This window comes from Pseudoalteromonas sp. S3785, assembly GCF_005887365.1.
In the GTDB taxonomy this organism is placed as follows: Bacteria; Pseudomonadota; Gammaproteobacteria; order Enterobacterales; family Alteromonadaceae; genus Pseudoalteromonas.
Genome location: NZ_PNCT01000027.1, coordinates 1 through 17,806 on the forward strand (window position 1 = coordinate 1; position 17,806 = coordinate 17,806).

Annotated in this window: 20 protein-coding genes; 12 read left to right on the forward strand and 8 right to left on the reverse strand. The window is 40.0% G+C overall.

Translation table 11 applies throughout. The features are described 5' to 3' along the window. Positions 1–19: 19 nt before the first annotated feature. The 5 genes from serA to metK form a co-directional block, all read right to left on the reverse strand. Positions 20–1,249, reverse strand: coding sequence for a phosphoglycerate dehydrogenase (gene serA / locus CWC17_RS07725; RefSeq protein WP_055016904.1), 1,230 nt, complete (start codon positions 1,247–1,249; stop codon positions 20–22). Between the two features lie 9 nt (positions 1,250–1,258). Next, a complete protein-coding gene (rpiA, locus tag CWC17_RS07730; protein ID WP_138612521.1) occupies positions 1,259–1,912 on the reverse strand; it encodes a ribose-5-phosphate isomerase RpiA in 654 nt (217 codons plus the stop codon). Between the two features lie 37 nt (positions 1,913–1,949). Beyond that, positions 1,950–2,546 (reverse strand): 5-formyltetrahydrofolate cyclo-ligase, encoded by a 597-nt coding sequence (locus CWC17_RS07735; RefSeq protein WP_138612522.1) that lies wholly within the window; start codon positions 2,544–2,546, stop codon positions 1,950–1,952. 19 nt (positions 2,547–2,565) lie between these two features. Further along, complete coding sequence (locus CWC17_RS07740) at positions 2,566–3,108, reverse strand: hypothetical protein (RefSeq protein ID WP_055016907.1); 543 nt, start codon at positions 3,106–3,108, stop codon at positions 2,566–2,568. A 147-nt stretch (positions 3,109–3,255) separates the two neighbouring features. Then, positions 3,256–4,407 (reverse strand): methionine adenosyltransferase, encoded by a 1,152-nt coding sequence (metK, locus tag CWC17_RS07745; protein ID WP_004586168.1) that lies wholly within the window; start codon positions 4,405–4,407, stop codon positions 3,256–3,258. A 304-nt stretch (positions 4,408–4,711) separates the two neighbouring features. Between metK and tkt the strand changes: the two genes are divergently transcribed. The 12 genes from tkt to CWC17_RS07805 all read left to right on the forward strand — a co-directional run bounded on the left by tkt (position 4,712) and on the right by CWC17_RS07805 (position 14,623). Beyond that, on the forward strand, positions 4,712–6,703 hold the full coding sequence (gene tkt / locus CWC17_RS07750; RefSeq protein ID WP_055016909.1) for a transketolase: 1,992 nt from the start codon (positions 4,712–4,714) through the stop codon (positions 6,701–6,703). A 380-nt stretch (positions 6,704–7,083) separates the two neighbouring features. Beyond that, positions 7,084–8,274 (forward strand): hypothetical protein, encoded by a 1,191-nt coding sequence (locus CWC17_RS07755; protein WP_138612523.1) that lies wholly within the window; start codon positions 7,084–7,086, stop codon positions 8,272–8,274. Beyond that, entirely contained in the window at positions 8,271–9,077 is an 807-nt protein-coding gene (locus CWC17_RS07760; RefSeq protein WP_138612524.1) for a hypothetical protein, read from the forward strand. The genes CWC17_RS07755 and CWC17_RS07760 overlap by 4 nt, the downstream gene beginning before the upstream one ends. Continuing rightward, positions 9,070–9,876, forward strand: coding sequence for a hypothetical protein (locus CWC17_RS07765; protein WP_138612525.1), 807 nt, complete (start codon positions 9,070–9,072; stop codon positions 9,874–9,876). The genes CWC17_RS07760 and CWC17_RS07765 overlap by 8 nt, the downstream gene beginning before the upstream one ends. Before the next feature lie 275 nt (positions 9,877–10,151). Continuing rightward, positions 10,152–10,466, forward strand: coding sequence for a pyrimidine/purine nucleoside phosphorylase (gene ppnP, locus CWC17_RS07770; protein ID WP_055016910.1), 315 nt, complete (start codon positions 10,152–10,154; stop codon positions 10,464–10,466). A 178-nt stretch (positions 10,467–10,644) separates the two neighbouring features. After that, positions 10,645–11,001 carry a ribosome hibernation-promoting factor, HPF/YfiA family gene (gene hpf / locus CWC17_RS07775; RefSeq protein WP_024033129.1) on the forward strand — a complete coding sequence of 119 codons (357 nt, stop codon included), beginning with the start codon at positions 10,645–10,647 and terminating at the stop codon, positions 10,999–11,001. A gap of 142 nt (positions 11,002–11,143) precedes the next feature. After that, complete coding sequence (locus tag CWC17_RS07780) at positions 11,144–12,379, forward strand: NRAMP family divalent metal transporter (protein WP_138612526.1); 1,236 nt, start codon at positions 11,144–11,146, stop codon at positions 12,377–12,379. 71 nt (positions 12,380–12,450) lie between these two features. Beyond that, complete coding sequence (locus CWC17_RS07785; protein ID WP_138612527.1) at positions 12,451–12,906, forward strand: GNAT family N-acetyltransferase; 456 nt, start codon at positions 12,451–12,453, stop codon at positions 12,904–12,906. 17 nt (positions 12,907–12,923) lie between these two features. Further along, entirely contained in the window at positions 12,924–13,340 is a 417-nt protein-coding gene (locus CWC17_RS07790) for a GNAT family N-acetyltransferase (protein ID WP_138612528.1), read from the forward strand. Positions 13,341–13,773: 433 nt separating this feature from the next. Then, positions 13,774–13,992 carry a hypothetical protein gene (locus tag CWC17_RS07795; RefSeq protein WP_138612529.1) on the forward strand — a complete coding sequence of 73 codons (219 nt, stop codon included), beginning with the start codon at positions 13,774–13,776 and terminating at the stop codon, positions 13,990–13,992. 1 nt (position 13,993) lies between these two features. Further along, entirely contained in the window at positions 13,994–14,365 is a 372-nt protein-coding gene (locus CWC17_RS07800) for a hypothetical protein (protein ID WP_138612530.1), read from the forward strand. Between the two features lie 60 nt (positions 14,366–14,425). Beyond that, positions 14,426–14,623 (forward strand): hypothetical protein, encoded by a 198-nt coding sequence (locus CWC17_RS07805; protein ID WP_249935905.1) that lies wholly within the window; start codon positions 14,426–14,428, stop codon positions 14,621–14,623. Here CWC17_RS07805 and CWC17_RS07810 read toward each other — a convergent pair whose 3' ends face one another. The 3 genes from CWC17_RS07810 to CWC17_RS07820 all read right to left on the reverse strand — a co-directional run bounded on the left by CWC17_RS07810 (position 14,624) and on the right by CWC17_RS07820 (position 17,768). Further along, entirely contained in the window at positions 14,624–15,451 is an 828-nt protein-coding gene (locus tag CWC17_RS07810; protein ID WP_138612531.1) for a hypothetical protein, read from the reverse strand. Between the two features lie 279 nt (positions 15,452–15,730). Beyond that, positions 15,731–16,918: a vWA domain-containing protein gene (locus tag CWC17_RS07815; protein WP_138612532.1), complete on the reverse strand. Its 1,188-nt coding sequence runs from the start codon at positions 16,916–16,918 to the stop codon at positions 15,731–15,733. A gap of 1 nt (position 16,919) precedes the next feature. Next, a complete protein-coding gene (locus CWC17_RS07820; RefSeq protein WP_138542037.1) occupies positions 16,920–17,768 on the reverse strand; it encodes an AAA family ATPase in 849 nt (282 codons plus the stop codon). Positions 17,769–17,806: the final 38 nt, after the last annotated feature.

Consider the following 17,806-nt stretch of genomic DNA (forward strand, 5'->3'; position numbering starts at 1 on the left):
GCTGATAGCTGATAGCTGATTAGTGAAGAATACGCGCTCTAATTGTACCTTCTACTGCACTTAGCTCTTTAAGTGCAACTTCTGATTGATCGGTATCTACGTCAATAACTACATAACCAATTGATTCATCAGTTTGTAAGTACTGAGCGGCAATGTTAATACCGTGCTGGGCAAATGCTTGGTTAATTTGCGTAAGTACACCTGGGCGGTTGTGGTGTACATGCAATAAGCGGCTACGGTTAGCAAGTTCTGGCAGCGAAACCTCAGGGAAATTAACAGCCGTAATAGTTGAACCATTATCTGAGTATTTAGCTAATTTACCGGCTACTTCAATACCAATGTTTTCTTGCGCTTCTTGGGTTGAGCCACCAATGTGCGGCGTTAATATAACGTTGTCGAATTCGCGCAGTGGCGATACAAATTCTTCTTCGTTAGATTTTGGCTCAACAGGGAATACATCAATAGCAGCGCCGCTTAGTTTTTTCTCGCTAAGCGCTTCTGCTAGTGCATCAATATCTACCACAGTACCGCGTGAAGCGTTGATTAAAATAGAACCTTGCTTCATTACGGCAAGCTCAGCAGTGCCAATCAGGTTTTTAGTTTGCGGTGTTTCTGGTACGTGTAAACTAATAATATCAGCGCGCTGTAAAAGCTGTGTTAGGTTATGAATTTGCGTGGCATTACCTAAAGATAGCTTATCTTCAATATCGTAATATTCTACGGTCATACCAATGTTTTCAGCCATAATACCAAGCTGCGTACCAATGTGGCCGTAGCCAATAATCCCGAGTGTTTTACCGCGAGCTTCAAATGAGCCTGTTGCTGTTTTTAACCAGCCGCCACGGTGCGCTGCTGCATTACGTTGTGGAATACCACGTAATAACAAGAGTATTTCGCCAAGTACCAGCTCTGCGACAGAGCGCGTGTTTGAAAACGGTGCGTTAAATACCGCAATACCGCGCTCGCGCGCTGCGTTTAAGTCAACTTGGTTAGTACCAATACAAAAGCAACCAATGGCTACTAGCTTTTCAGCTGAGTCTAAAACGGCTTGATTAATATGAGTACGAGAACGAAGCCCTACAAAGTGCACATCTTTAATACGCTCTTTAAGTTCGTCCTCAGGTAGCGATGTTTTTACGTAATCGATGTTGCTGTAACCATTACGTTTAAGCGTTTCTACAGCGCTTTGGTGAACACCTTCAAGCAAGAGAATTTTAATTTTGTCTTTTGCTAACGATACCTTACTCATAACCTCATCCTATTTAATTTGTGGCCCATTTTTAGTGCCGATAATTACTTTATCAGCACCGCGCATCGCAAATAGGCCGTTGGTAACTACGCCAACAATTGAATTAATTTGTGTTTCAAGTTGTTTGGCATTACTAATACTTAAATTGTGTACATCTAAAATAACGTTACCGTTATCGGTTACTACGCCTTGGCGGTAAACAGGGTCGCCACCAAGTTTTAATAATTCACGCGCTACGTAGCTGCGTGCCATGGGTATAACTTCTACCGGAAGTGGGAAGTCGCCCAATGTATCTACTAATTTTGTGTCATCAACAATACACACAAACTGTTTTGCAACGGCTGCGACTATTTTTTCGCGGGTAAGTGCTGCGCCGCCGCCTTTGATCATTTCGTTATGGGCATTAATTTCATCTGCGCCATCTACATAAACATCAAGCACATCTACATCGTTTAGCTCAAACACTTCAATACCTAATGCTTGTAGGCGCGCTGTTGAAGCCTCAGAGCTAGATACCGCCCCCGTTATGGTGTCTTTTACTGTGCCTAGGGCATCAATAAAATGATTTACGGTAGAGCCTGTGCCTACACCAACAATGGTGTTTTCTTTTACAAACTCGAGTGCAGCCCACGCAGCTGCTTTTTTTAATTCGTCTTGCGTCATTGTTATGCTCATGTTTCAAATGTGTAGTGGGTGTATATTACCAGTGATAAATTTTATCAGGAGTAATAATGGTTTTAAGTGGAACATCCCACGATTCAATTGGCAGTGCATCTACTTTTTGGCAGCTGTGTGCTAGGCCAATAAGTTGCGGTTTTTGCCAATTGTATGCGTGTAATTGCGCCAGTGTTTTATCGTAAAATCCACCCCCCATTCCTAATCGGTTACCTTGATTATCAAATGCAACAAGTGGCATCAGTAAGTAATCTAAATCAGTTAATGGGCATATTTGAGAGCAGTTCAGCTTAGGCTCCAAGATACCATAGCGATTTGCCCTCATGGGTGAGTTTTTTTCATAGCGTTGAAATAGCAACGTAGCCCCATTAAACGGGTGTATAACGGGTAAGTAAAGAGTATGGCCTTGTCGCCATAACTCGTTAATTAACAACGATGTATCTAATTCTCCATCGTTACTAAAGTAAATGGCTATCTGTTTTTTCGAGGCTGTTTTCTCGCTATTTAGCTGTTGAGTAAAATTCAACTTTAGCTGTGCAGCGGCTTTTTCTTGCTGCTTTTTTGATAAATTATTGCGTAATTGGCGAATAGATTGGCGTATTTGTGTACGTTTATTGCTCATTGTAATTACGCACCTTCGATTAAATAGACACTAAATCAGGAAAAGCTAAGTAAACAGCAAGCACAATCAGTAGTAAAACGGCGGTGGCAATCAGTGAATATAACAAAATATTGCTACGCGCTTTAACAGGTTCATCGAGCTGCTCGTCAAGCATTAGATCATCTTCTTGCCACTCATCGCTTTCGTCTGCAGGGCTTTTTAGCTCATTGGTTGGAAGCCTTTGTTCTAGCTCTTCTAGCTTTTCTTCTAGGCGGATCAGGCTGCTTGTTATGTAATCGAGGGCATCAAAAATCCGTTCATCACGCTGACTAGCTGCACTAGGGTTTTGAGGAGGCTGCTCACCTGTGGCTTGTAACTTACTTTTAATGCCTAAACTTGCGAGTAATTTGGCTTGCTTTAGGGCTTTGTCTTTATTGCTTGGTGCAAAGAGTGTCTTGCCGTTAAAAAACTGTGTTACTTTATCTTCAGACGTTTTTAGTTTATTTGCTAAATTAACGCAGGCAGTTTTAGTCTCAGTGCCCTCAGCGAGCCCTACAAACATAACGCGAAAATTATTGGCCATTTACTTATCCCTTAAGCTTTTATTATGCAAAGAGTATATACCTAAAACAGCAAGTAATTCGAGGGCTCGCTAAAACTCATTACTAACTTTTGCTTTAGATATAAAAACGGCCCTTAAAAGGGCCGTTTTTTAACTTAATGCGTTGGCTTAAAGGCCAGCAGCTGCGCGTAGTGCATCTGCTTTATCTGTACGTTCCCAAGGGAATTCGTCACGACCAAAGTGACCGTAAGCCGCTGTTGGTTGATAAATTGGGCGCTCTAAATCAAGCATTTGAATTAAGCCATAAGGGCGTAGGTCAAAGTGCTCGCGAATCAGTTCGATTAAGCGACCTTCTTCAAGCTTGCTTGTACCAAAGGTTTCAACGCTGATAGAGGTAGGCTCTGCAACACCAATTGCGTAAGATACTTGCAGCTCACACTTATCAGCAAGGCCTGCAGCCACTACGTTTTTAGCTACGTAGCGTGCAGCATATGCCGCTGAGCGGTCAACTTTTGATGGATCTTTACCAGAGAAAGCACCACCACCGTGACGTGCCATACCACCGTATGTATCTACAATAATTTTACGACCTGTTAAACCACAGTCGCCCATAGGTCCGCCAATTACAAAACGACCCGTTGGGTTAATGAAAAATTTAGTCGCGCTTGTAATAAGCTCGGCAGGAAGTACCGGCTTAATGATGGTTTCCATCACGGCTTCTACTAAATCATTTTGCGAGATTTCTTCAGCGTGCTGAGTAGAAAGTACAACTGCATCAATACCTACTGGCTTGCCGTTTTCGTATGCAAAAGTTACTTGCGATTTTGCATCTGGGCGTAACCAATTAAGCTCGCCGCTTTTACGTACTTGGGCTTGGCGCTGTACTAAACGGTGTGAGTAAGTAATTGGCGCAGGCATTAACACTTCTGTTTCGTTACATGCATAACCAAACATTAGGCCTTGGTCGCCAGCACCTTGTTCTTCAGGGCTAGTACGGTCTACACCTTGGTTAATATCAGGAGACTGCTTACCAATGGTGTTTAAAATAGCACACGAGTCTGCATCGAAACCCATGTCTGAATGCGTGTAGCCAATTTCACGTACTGTTTTACGTGTAATTTCTTCAATATCAACCCATGCGCTAGTCGTGATTTCACCACCAACCATAACCATACCGGTTTTTACGTAAGTTTCGCACGCAACACGGGCATGAGAGTCTTGCTCTAGGATAGCATCAAGTACCGCATCAGAGATTTGATCGGCGATTTTATCCGGATGACCTTCAGAAACAGATTCAGAAGTAAATAAATGTTTTGCCATTGTATTTCTGCTCACAAATATTGCGCTTCACAAACGTCGGTATTAGCGCTAAAAAATTAAGGGGCGTATTTTATCTAAAACGAAACTGCTTGCATAGTGTTTTTACGCCTAGACGTCTAAATAAAATGAGTAATCACTTTTTGGTCTTAAAAAATATTCATAATAGCCCATTTTTATGGGGTTTTTAATTGCACACAGCACCCACATTAAGTAAGAATGGTTGCTATAACAGCTCTTAAGTTACTTAAGGGTATAAACGAGCACATTAGTACCCGCGCAAATACACATAAAGGTAGGAGAATTCATGCCATCTCGCAAAGAACTTGCAAATGCTATTCGCGTCTTGTCAATGGACGCAGTACAAAAGGCCAAATCTGGTCACCCTGGAGCCCCTATGGGCATGGCCGATATCGCAGAAGTATTATGGCGCGATTATCTAAAGCATAATCCAACTAATCCAGAGTGGGCTGACCGTGACAGATTTATTCTTTCAAACGGCCACGGTTCAATGCTTATTTATTCTCTGCTGCACCTAAGTGGTTACGACTTACCAATTGATGAAATTAAAAACTTCCGTCAAATGCATTCAAAAACACCTGGCCACCCAGAGTACGGTTACGCGCCAGGTATCGAAACCACTACGGGCCCATTAGGTCAGGGGATCACAAACGCGGTTGGTATGGCACTTGCTGAAAAAGCATTGGCTGCACAATTTAACCGTGAAGGTCACGACATTGTTGATCATTACACCTATGCATTTATGGGTGATGGTTGTTTAATGGAAGGTATTTCTCATGAAGCATGTTCACTTGCGGGCACCTTAGGCCTAGGCAAGTTAGTTGCTTTTTGGGATGACAATGGCATTTCAATCGATGGTGAAGTAGAAGGTTGGTTTAGCGATGATACACCAGCACGTTTTAAAGCGTATGGCTGGCACGTAATTAGTGGCGTAGATGGCCACGATAGCGACGCAATCAGTGCTGCAATAGCTGAAGCTAAAAGTGTTACCGATAAACCAACGCTTATTTGTTGTAAAACAGTGATTGGTTATGGCTCGCCTAACAAGTCGGGTAGCCACGATTGTCACGGCGCACCTTTAGGTGATGACGAAATTACAGCATCTCGCGAATTTTTAGGTTGGACTGGCGAGGCATTTGAAATTCCTGAAGATATTTACGCACAGTGGGATGGAAAAGCTAAAGGGCAAGAACTTGAATCAAGCTGGGACGAAAAGTTTGCAGCGTACGCAGATGCGTACCCAGAGCTAGCAGCAGAATTTAAACGTCGTACAGCTGGCGATTTACCTGCTGATTGGGCACAAAAATCACAAGAGTACATAGAGCAGTTACAAGCAAACCCTGCAAATCCAGCATCGCGTAAAGCATCACAAAATGCATTAAACGCCTTTGGCCCAATTTTACCAGAATTCATGGGTGGCTCAGCCGACTTAGCTGGCTCAAACTTAACAATTTGGGATGGCTCTAAAGGATTAACTGCAGACGATGCAAGTGGTAACTACGTTTATTACGGTGTACGTGAGTTTGGTATGTCGGCAATTATGAACGGTATTGCCCTTCATAAAGGCTTTATTCCTTACGGTGCTACTTTCTTAATGTTTATGGAATATGCGCGTAACGCTGTACGTATGGCTGCACTAATGAAGCAACCAAGCATTTTTGTATACACACATGATTCAATCGGTTTAGGTGAAGACGGTCCAACTCACCAACCGGTAGAGCAAATTGCTAGCATGCGTTTAACGCCAAACTTATACAACTGGCGCCCGTGTGACCAAGTTGAGTCGGCAATTGCATGGCAACAAGCTATAGAGCGTAAAGATGGCCCTACATCACTTATTTTTACTCGCCAAGGCCTTGAGCAACAATCGCGTGACGCTCAACAATTAGCAGATGTTAAAAAGGGCGGGTACATCCTTAGCTGTGACGGCAACCCTGAGCTAATTATTATTGCTACTGGTTCTGAGGTACAACTAGCGCAAGACTCAGCAAAAGAACTACGCAGCCAAGGTAAAAAGGTACGTGTTGTCTCTATGCCGTGTACTGATGCGTTTGAAGATCAAAGCGCCGAATACAAAGAAAGCGTACTACCTTCAGCCGTTACACGCCGCTTAGCAGTAGAAGCAGGTATTGCTGATTACTGGTACAAGTACGTAGGCCTAAATGGCGCAGTAGTAGGTATGACGACCTTTGGTGAGTCTGCACCAGCAAATGAGCTGTTTGAGTTCTTTGGTTTTACAGTAGAAAACATTGTGAATAAAGCAAACGCCTTGTTTTAATCAATTGATTTAATATTTTAAAGCCCGCCCTGTGTAAATCAGGGCGGGCTTTTTTTATTTCAGAGCTGACAGATTTAAGCTATCAGCTGTCAGTTTAACTCACAGGTAAATTTACAATGGGGGGGAGGTTTTAGCACTAGTTATTTATAAAAAGTTGTAGTGAAAGTCGTGCTTTAGGCGGCGTAAAACAATCAAAGCTGTTACCATAAATGATGATTGGCTATGACTTCAAAGGCGTTTAGAGCTAATTCATTAGTTTTAAGCGTATACTAAGGCTGGTAAACGTCCAAATAAAGGTAATTACAGCATAAAATTATTTTTGCTCTAAAAATTAGTTTGCAGTATCATTTCGGGCACAGACTCATTTACAAGGAAGAAATATGTCTTGGTCAAAACTCAATAAAACTATCAATGCCCATTCTGTAATCCCTCTTGACGCGCTAAGTTGTCGTGATTTTGGTGTTAATCTCCCCGTTAATTTTCCATTTAATAAAGTTAAATTTACTTGCCAAGCTCTCGCTATGCTATCGCAGCTCAATGACTATGATTTAAAAATGGTCAGTGCCGATATCATTCAAATATGCGCGAACCCTAATGCCACAAACTCAATTAAGCATAGCCGTAACCCGCTGCGCCGTTTGTGGCGAACAAAGTACCCGTTCCGTAATTACCATTTTTTGATAGAATACTCACTTAAAAATAATTCTATCAATTTGGAAGATATACTTTTCGACAGGCAATTACAGGGATCTAAAGATAATTTTGCTGCAGAGCGTACGATGCTTTATGAAGTCCAAAGGCTTAGTAATCACACCTATGAAAAAGCAATAAGCAAAGAAGAAATAAGAGAAATACAAGGAGCATGGAAAGCTGATCCTATTCCGGTTACGCGTGTCAATACACAGCACGCAGCAGTCAATGGTATGCAAAATGAGCTTACCAAAGCTACATGGTTAATGGGTACTCACCTTGATAGAGCCTATGAGGGAGACGGCATAAAAGCTTATACCTTGTTTCATAACCCCACAGATCGAGCAAAGCTCGATTTAGTGGAGTGCGTATTTGATAAGCGCTTAGGTACAAAATCCCATAATGCCCAGCATTTAGCGGCCGTGCTGGCACAAAATAATCAGCAAGGAAAGCAGGTGAAATGGCTGGCGCACAGCCAAGGGGCAATCATTTTTTGCGCCGCGCTAGAACATTATCGCATTCACTATGGTAAGCCACTTACAGGTCAGCAACTCGCGGTGCATGGCTCAGGCTCAAATGTCGAACGTTTAAAACGCATTGCTAACAGTACGGGCTTAAAAGTAGTCTCAGTGCGTAATAACCCCTATGACTTAGTGCCTAACTTAGCGGGGCGTAATGACTTATCATCAAGCAGTCTTGTCCGTTCGATGAAATTTAAAGGCTTAGTTACAGGTGATGATGCTTTTGCAAGCCCACACACTTTGCCATTTTTAGGCCTAATCACCTATGCAGACCAACTGCAAATGCTGGGCTATAACGATAAGGCCGATATAGTAAGAAAGTTTATTAAAACTCTACCGCCTACGGATGCGCGATTATGATCAAATTAACCAAAGCTTTTTACCGTGGTTTTGTAGGAGGCCCTAATTTTGAAAATTGCACCCACCACCGTCTTATTCTAGAAGACAAGCTGATAACACTCGATGTGCCTGATAGCAACGTCTCAGCAGTGCCGTCTACCATTGATGTCTCGTTTCCTTATAATTCAACCAGCTGGTTTAACCAACATAAAAAAAACTATTTACACCATGAATACGTGCATATGCTCACTGAAAACTGGATGTATTTGCCTCCAGTAAGTTATTTACTAAGCAGTGAGTATGGCATGTTTAGTTGCCAACTAAGAATTAAGCAAACTAATAAAATCAATGTTCTTGATACTATGCAATTAAGACGCTTTGTAATTGATGAGTATGATAATTATCATTGGGGGTCAGATGGTTATAACACTAAGCTTCAAAATGATACTAAGCTAGAGTCGAATAAAAGAGCAAACCCATGGGAAGGCGAAGCACTGAAAAAGGAAATTTTAGGGCGCGTTGAATCTTATGGTTATCCGCCACTGCCGGCAGCTAAAGGAGTAATTATTAATGATCGCCAATGGGTGTTTTATCAAATAAAGAAAAGTAATAAGCGTTCTCGTCAAGACTTTTATTGTTTACCATTAAGTGAGCATGCATTTTTAGAGGTTGAATTTAATCATCGTGTTGACCGCTCAGATAAGCATAAAAAATGGGCTAAGCATGCACTTGAATCACAGCAGCGAATTATGGAATCAATTAAACTCAGTGATTTACCCCCCGATCACGATAATTTAATTACTGATAATTCTAAGAATGATTAATTTAGCCAAGGCTTTTTACCGTAGTTTTATTGGCGGGCCTAGTTTTGAAAACTGCATCCACCATCGTCTTATTCTAGAAGATAAGCTACTCACTCTCGATGTGCCGGATAGCAATGTCGCAGCTGTACCATCTTCCATCGATATCTCATTTCCGCATAATTCAACCAGCTGGTTTAACCAACATAAAAAAAACTATTTACACCATGAATACGTGCATATGCTCACTGAAAACTGGATGTATTTGCCACCAGTTAGTTATTTGCCCAGTAGTGAGTATGGCATGCTCAGTTGTCAGTTACGGATTAAACAAACCAATAAAATCAATGTTCTTGATACTACGCAGTTAAGACGCTTTGTAATTGATGAGTATGATAATTATCATTGGGGACCTGATGGTGACAACACTGAAATTAAAAATGATACTACCTTAGAATCTAGTAAAATGGCCGTCCCCTTTGAGCCTGATGAGTTAGAAGAAGAAATCTTAGGCCGTATTGAGGTTTATGGTCAACCGCCATTACCGGCGGCTAAAGAGATAATTATTAATAATTACCAGTGGGTGTTTTACCAAGAATGCAGAGGTAATGTTCTTTCTCGCCACGATTTTTATTGTTTGCCATTAAGTGAGCATGCTTTTTTAGAAGTAAAGTTTAACCATCGTGTTGATCGCTCTGACAAGCATAAAAAATGGGCTAAGCATGCACTTGAATCACAACAGCGGATTATGGAAACAATAAAGCTCAGTGATTTACCTCCAGATCACGATAATCTAATTACTGATAATTCTAATAATGCTTAAATTAGCTAAGGCTATTTCTGCCTTTCATGGGTTTTAACACTTTCTCTAAAGCGAAGCTCCTCTTAGTTCTCTTTGTGTATAGATTACTAAAAGCTCTGTTAGAGGTTCATAACCCTTTGCCCAAAGTCTATTTCCGCCATAATATTTTTATTTTAAACTTTTGCTTCTTGATGAGTAATTTTCACAGCGCTTTCCTTGCAAGGCATTTTTCTATCAGGCAAGGTAGTGCGATAAAATTTATAAACAAAAATCTTAAATTAATAGCAGGAGCTAAAATGTCTCAGTTTGAAAATGTAAGCGTAATTAAAAAAGCCAATGTATATTTTGACGGTAAAGTATCAAGCCGTACCGTGGTGTTTAATGATGGCACAACCAAAACGCTAGGTTTTATGCAACCGGGCGAATTTGTATTTGATACCAGTAAAAAAGAATTAATGGAGCTTTTAGGTGGCCAGTGGGAGATTTTATTACCAGGCGAGAGTGAGTGGAAAACATTTACCGCGGGTGAATCATTTAACGTTGATGCCAATGTTAGCTTTAAAGTAAAAGTAAGTGAGTTTGCTGACTATTGCTGTTCGTATACAGACTAAACGCTTAAGGCTAGACGTCTGAAAGCCCATAGTTTATGGGCTTTGCATAAACTTTGCACAACGTATGATTTAAATCAGTTTGAGTAACAAATTAATTTTAAAAAACAGTGCTTTTTCCTTGTGTTAATCTAAATAGCCCCCAATACTATTTATGAGGTAACAAATAAAAGGATACCCTATGAAAATTAATCTTTCTGGTCACCATGTAGACGTTACTAACTCTATTAGAGAGCATATCAACGAAAAGTTTTCAAAAATCGAGAGCCACTTTCCATCACTTATTGCACTCGACATTATATTGTCTAAAGAGCATCACAAAATCCAAGCAGAAATTAGCACAAATTACGAAGGTGCGCGTATATCGGTAAAAGGGGAAAATGAAGTTATGTACCCAGCGATTGCCAGCGCAGCTAAAAAACTCGATGCAGCACTAAAACATCGAAAAGGGCAAATAAAAGCAAATTTACACGAAAAGCCTGTAAGCACAACGCCAGAAATAGCGCATGAGATCATCCAAGAGATGGAGCTAAAATAACCTTTAGTCCCAAAGTACTATAAAAAAGAGCCTTATGGCTCTTTTTTATTGCCTTGATTTTAGGTAAGTTGTTCTCTCTTTATGTTTTTTAATTATAAAACTTAATCTTTTGTATATATAACACACACATATTGAGAAATTAATGCAGCAAACACACACTTCTTGGAAATCTCGATTGGGCGCCTTAGGCCCTGGTATCTTAATGGCAACCGCCGCAATAGGTGGCTCCCATTTGGTTGCATCCACTCAAGCTGGCGCATTATTTGGCTGGCAACTATTTTGGCTTATATTGGCGGTTAATGTATTAAAATACCCATTTTTTCGTTTTGGTATGGAGTACACATTAGTAACTAAAAACAGCTTAGTAGAAGGCTATAAAAATAAAGGCCCTGTCTATTTTTATAGTTTTATAGGGCTAAACATACTTGCTGCCATAGTAAATACTGCTGGTGTATTGCTGCTCACAGCAAGTTTACTGCATTATGCATTGCCTGTAGTGATAGAGGTAACCCTGCTGTGTTGGATATTGCTCGGGGTATGCTTAGCTATATTATTGTTAGGGCACTTTAAAGCGCTCGACAGCGTTGCAAAAGGCATTATGGGGCTATTAACGCTTGCTACTGTTATTGCGCTGGTTATTGCGTTTAGTAATGGCCCAATGGCGCCAGCTGATTATGTTGGTCCATCACCATATGAGCTTGCTATGCTTAGTTTTATGGTCGCATTAATGGGTTGGATGCCAGCACCAATAGAAATATCAGCGCTTAGCTCGCTATGGCTTAAAGAAAAACAAGCGCAGCAAACAGTGTCTAAAAGCCAAGGCTTGTTTGATTTTAATTTAGGCTATTGGTTAACAGCGTGCTTAGCCTTAGTATTTTTTAGCTTAGGAGTGCTGGTGCAATATGGGCAAAGCAGCAATATAGAGCTTGGTGGGGTTGCCTTTGCTAAACAGCTTATTGATATGTATGCACTCACAATAGGCGAATGGGCAAGGCCGCTTGTATCAGCTATTGCCTTTTTATGTATGTTTGGCACTACGCTAACTGTACTTGACGGCTACGCGCGCACGCTAGACGAATCTCATAAATTACTTGGCTTTGGGCAGTCAAAACACAGCCTAAATATTTGGTTAATACTACAAGCACTTGCCGGTATGGCGGTTATTTTATTTTTTAAATCAGCTCTTAGCCCCATGCTTACCTTTGCCATGACACTAGCCTTTGTAACAACACCTGTTTTTGCATGGCTTAACTTTAGCCTTGTACGCTCAGAGCCCGCCATTAAACACAGTGTACTATTGCGCAGCTTAACTTGGTTAGGTTTAGTGTACTTGGTTGGTTTTGCTGTTGCGTTTGTAGTGTGGAAACTAGCAGCCTAAATATAGCTTTTTACTTTAGGGCTTTAATTAAAGCCCTAAAGCATTAAATCCAAGGATTAAATGGGGTATAAATGGATATTAGAACAGACGCGCTTTCAAACCCACACATTATAAAGTTACTACAAGCACATCATAACGATATGCTAAAACACTCGCCTGTTGAGAGCGTACATGCGCTGGATGTAACTAAACTCACCCAGCCCGATATAACTTTTTATAGCTTGTGGGTTGATAATAATTTAGCGGGTGTTGGCGCATTAAAAGCGCTAAATACAACGCATGGCGAAATTAAATCAATGCGCACCTCAAGCAGTTATTTATGCCAAGGTATAGCCGCTAAGTTACTCACGCATATTATTGAGCAAGCAACACAGCGAGGTTATAAAAAGTTAAGCTTAGAGACTGGAACAGCAGAGGCATTTTTGCCCGCACAAAAGCTTTACACTCAATTTGGTTTTAAAGAATGCGAACCATTTGGGAATTATGAGCAAGATCCGTATAGCTTGTTTATGAGTAAAGTGCTTTAAAGTGAGTAGGGGATATTATGGTTTATAACGTTGAACTTGAAGCCCCAGCACTGGATGAATTTGCTAATTTACGTACACAAGTAAAGTGGCAAAATCCTGACGATGAAATTTTAAAAGCAAGCATCGAAAACTCACTTTTTTGGGTCACTGTATACGACACTGATAAGTTGATAGGCACTGGGAGAGTAATTGGTGATGGCGCAATGTATTTTTATATTCAAGATGTAATTGTTGCGCCAAGTTATCAAAAACAAGGCATTGGTCATTTAGTTATGACCCACATTGAAAACTACCTAAGCAGCACCTGCTCTAATGGCGCGACAATAGCTTTATTAAGTGCTCACGGAAAAGAGAGTTTTTATACACAATATGGTTATGTAAAACGCGATGGCGATGCTTTAGGATTAGCAATGTGTAAGTTTATTAGCAAGTAATAATAAATATTGCTGATTTTTTTTATATTTTCCATTAACTCTGTAAGTCGGGTTGTTTCTAGTTAACTCATTATCCAACCTACGTCTAAAGGTAGGTTGGTTAAGCCGAAGGCGCCATCCAACAAAGTTATAGGTTCACGCCTGAAGCTCCGCTGCTAGCGCTGAGCTGAGGTAAATTAATATCTAACTCAGCTCTTTTATCGCGTTACTTATCCCATCTAAACTCAGCGCATACATGCGATTGTTCATTAACTGTGTAATCAATGCTATTTAGAGTCAACAGATTAATGTTAAGTGGCTATTATTTTGTAGTAAGTTAGTAAGTTAGTAAGTGATTTGATAAGTTAGCCGGGTAAAGATATTAATATGCATGTTATGAAACGGCATACTATTAGGTTTTATTATTTGATGTTTAATCTACAAGGAAGAAACCATGAAATTTGATATGGCAATTACAGACAACTTCGCATCATTTTATGATGAAAAAGAAGGAAGTCATATTTTCATAGATAGTTTTGATAATGAAAATTTTGAAGTGAGAGTAGGAAGCTTAGAAGATTCGAAGCCCGTTGGTAATGTAGTTGCTTTTACTGATGCTGAACTGAATTCGAAGTTATTGGAGTTATATAATAAGCACATTGGAGGTGCATAAAATGATTACTGAAGCTGAAATATCTGCATTAGAAAGTTCGGTCAATGAAATACTCCGTAAACACAATATGTCATTTAAAATGTCAAAACACTTTGTCAAAGATAGGATGAATGACTCTCGTAACACCCCAATGATTATGATTGCTGAACTAAACAGTATATTTAACCGTTTAACCGCGAGACATAAAGAGAACATTTTAAACCTTAAGCACAATAGTACATTTAATATTCGGTGCACAATCTCACATATTAATATGCCGTGCGCTGTAAATAAGATTCAAAGCCATTCTGGTGAGCATCATGAGAACATTGTAATTACAGTAATGAGAAAAGCTGAATGGAAATCAAAGGACTCTGTAGAGTTCTTAATTTAACTATAAATAATAAAATAGAGACTCTAAAAACTAAAACTTGAGTTTTTAAAGTCTGGCGCAATGAGCAAACGTGATTTATTTTCAGAATTAACGACAGCACTTGATGATGCTAAAGCACATTCACAAGGAAAACTTACGTTACGTACTCATGCGGTAAATGATATTAACGATCTTGCTATCTCACCCGATGAAATAGTGAATATTCGAAAAACATTTAATATGTCACATCATTTTGGTATGAAAGGGAATTACACCTAATTATTCTAAAATAAGTTCTTTAAAAAGCTCCTTTTGCTCTTCAGTAAGCTCTGTAAGAGCTAAAAATTCCACAATATCTAAAACTAAATCGCTATCAATATTGAAAATTAGCTCTTCAAACATATGTTTTTGTTGATTCTTGAGCTTTTTTTTAGAAATTAGTATCAATTGTTTTCGAAAGGTCTTGAACCATAAACTCCCTTTTTTACTTTCGATGAAAATATAGCCTACGATTACTTTAAAAATTGTATCTATATTGTCTAGATTTGAAAGTATAGCCTTCAATTCCAGCTTAGGACCCCCTAACTTTATATACATGCTGATAGAATTACCCAAGTCAAAGACACTATCATTTATGTAATTAAGAATTAATTCTTCTTTTTCTTTGTTACTTACTTTTTTTTCTATTTCAGGTATGGATACTCTAAATAAGGGGCTGTAGTAACTAGGCCCTTTATGTGTAAGTAAATTCATATAAATGAATTTTTTAAATTGGTGTTCAGGTGCTTTGTTTATTTCATAAGATAAATTTTTTATTCGCCCAGAAAAAATGTCAAACTCATTTTTAAATTCTAGCTCTAGAATTTGTCTATTTAATAGATCCTTAGTACTGTTTAGTTCTTTTTTACTTGTTCGCCAAGTTAAAAGAATAAAAATAGAAGTAACAGCTAAAAGTGGTGGGGTAAATATGCCGTTGAAATAATTAGCAGTATTAACCCAGTTTTCAATCGGAGCCTCTAAGTCAAAGCGAAACTTTTCAAAAAATACATATCCAATAGAAATAAAGCTTATAATTAACGTCACTACATACAAAAAAACACTCATCATCAACACTCATTTTTTTTAATATTTTAATTTTTATAACCTTGATTACTTAATAACTAGATAGAATAACGAATAGATTTTGTAATCGAGCCGCCTTTTTATGTTAGCGCTGTAAGTCAGAATGTTTCTAGTTAATTCATCATTTTTTTTGATGGCGTGGCTTCTCCACTTATCCGACCTACGTCTAAAGGTAGGTTGGTTAAGCCGAAGGCGCCACCCAACAAAGTTATAGGTTCACGCCCGAAGCTCTGCTGCTAGCGCTGAGTCGTCGTTAATTTAGATTTAACTCAACTCTTTTATTGCTCTACTTATCCCATCTAAACTCAGCGCATACATGCGGTTGTTCATTAGCTGCTTTATAAAATCAATTGATTGATAATACGGCCAATGTTCAACCGGTTGTGGGTTGAGCCACGCGACTTTATCAAAGTGATTGGTGATTCGTGATAACCATGCGCTGCCGGGCTCTTCGTTGTAATGCTCTACCGAGCCGCCTGGGTAGGCAATTTCGTAAGGTCCCATAGTGGCATCACCGACAAATATCACTTTATAGTCGCTGGTAAACTTATTAATCAGCGTCATGGTGTCGATGATGTTTGAATGGCGCCGCGCGTTATCTTGCCAAACGTGCTCGTATAAACAGTTATGAAAGTAGTAAAACTCTAGGTGTTTAAACTCGCCGTGGGCAGCGCTAAATAGCTCTTCACAGGTATGAATGTAGTCATCCATTGAGCCGCCAATATCAAATAGCATCAATACTTTTACAGCATTGTGGCGTTCGGGTGCCATTTTTACATCCAGCATGCCGCCTTGTTTGGCAGTTGCGCGAATAGTCTCGTTTAAATCAAGGGTGTCACTTGCGCCAGTGCGGGCAAATTTACGTAGTTTTTTAAGGGCGAGTTTTATTGTACGTGAGCCAATTTCTCTGTCAGAGTCTAAATTACGGTATTCGCGTTTATCCCACACTTTTACCGCTTGGCGATTACGGTTGCCGTCTTGCCCTATACGCACGCCCTCAGGATTATACCCATACGCTCCAAAAGGTGATGTACCACCAGTGCCCACCCATTTATTGCCACCTGCGTGGCGTTTTTGTTGCTCTTGTAAGCGCTCTTTTAAGGTTTTCATAAGCTCGTCGAGCCCACCCATGGCTTTTAGTTGGGCTTTTTCTTCATCACTTAGGTGTTTTTCAAACTCTTTACGCAACCAGTCTTTAGGTAAGTTGTGCTGTTGCTTTAAACTCTCGAGCAAATCAAGGTCGGCAATGCCGCTAAAATAGTCGCTAAAGGCTTTGTCAAACCTGTCAAAATGGGTTTCGTCTTTTACCATTATGGTGCGGGCTAAATGGTAAAAGCCATCTACATCGGCAAATATAACGCCTTTTTTTAAGGCGTTAATTAAATCGAGTAGTTCGCGCAGGCTTACCGGTAAGCGGTATTTGCGCAGCATGAAAAAAAACTGTACTAGCATGTTAGCGACGGCTCATAAACGCTAGTTTTTCGATTAGGCTTATGTCTTGCTCGTTCTTAAGTAAAGCGCCAAACATTGGCATTAAGCCGCCTTTTTGGGTTTTGTCGTGCAGCGTTTTTGCGTCTATATCTTCTGCCATTAAAAGCTTTAACCAATCGAGTAACTCACTGGTAGAGGGCTTCTTTTTAAGGCCGTTGGCTTCACGTAAGTTAAAAAATACTTCGAGTGCTTGGCGAACTAAATCTTGTTTAACGTTAGGGTAGTGCACATCAACAATTTGCTGCATTTCGTCACTACTAGGAAAATCAATATAATGAAAAAAGCAGCGGCGTAAAAAGGCATCTGGCAATTCTTTTTCATTGTTTGAAGTGATGATCACAATTGGGCGCTCTTTGGCTACAATGCGCTCGTTGGTTTCGTAAACATGAAACTCCATTTTATCAAGCTCTAGTAGTAAATCGTTTGGAAACTCGATGTCGGCTTTGTCTATTTCATCAATTAAAAGTACAGGGCGTTTGCCGTTAAGCTCGGCATAGTTAAACGCTTGCCACAATTTACCTTTTACAATGTAGTTGCCAATGTTGTGTACGCGTTCGTCACCGAGTTGGCTGTCGCGTAGGCGCGATACGGCATCGTATTCGTACAAACCTTGCTGCGCTTTGGTGGTCGATTTTATGTGCCACTGAATAAGCTCGGTATCTAAACTTTTTGCAAGCTCCTCAGCCAGCATGGTTTTACCCGTGCCTGGTTCACCTTTAATTAACAATGGTTTTTCGAGCATAATGGCGGCATTTACAGCCTGTTTTAGTGAGCTGCTTGCGATGTAATTGTCGGTAGAATTAAATTGCACGGGTTACCCTTATCTGGTCTGAGCAGTATTAAATGTGG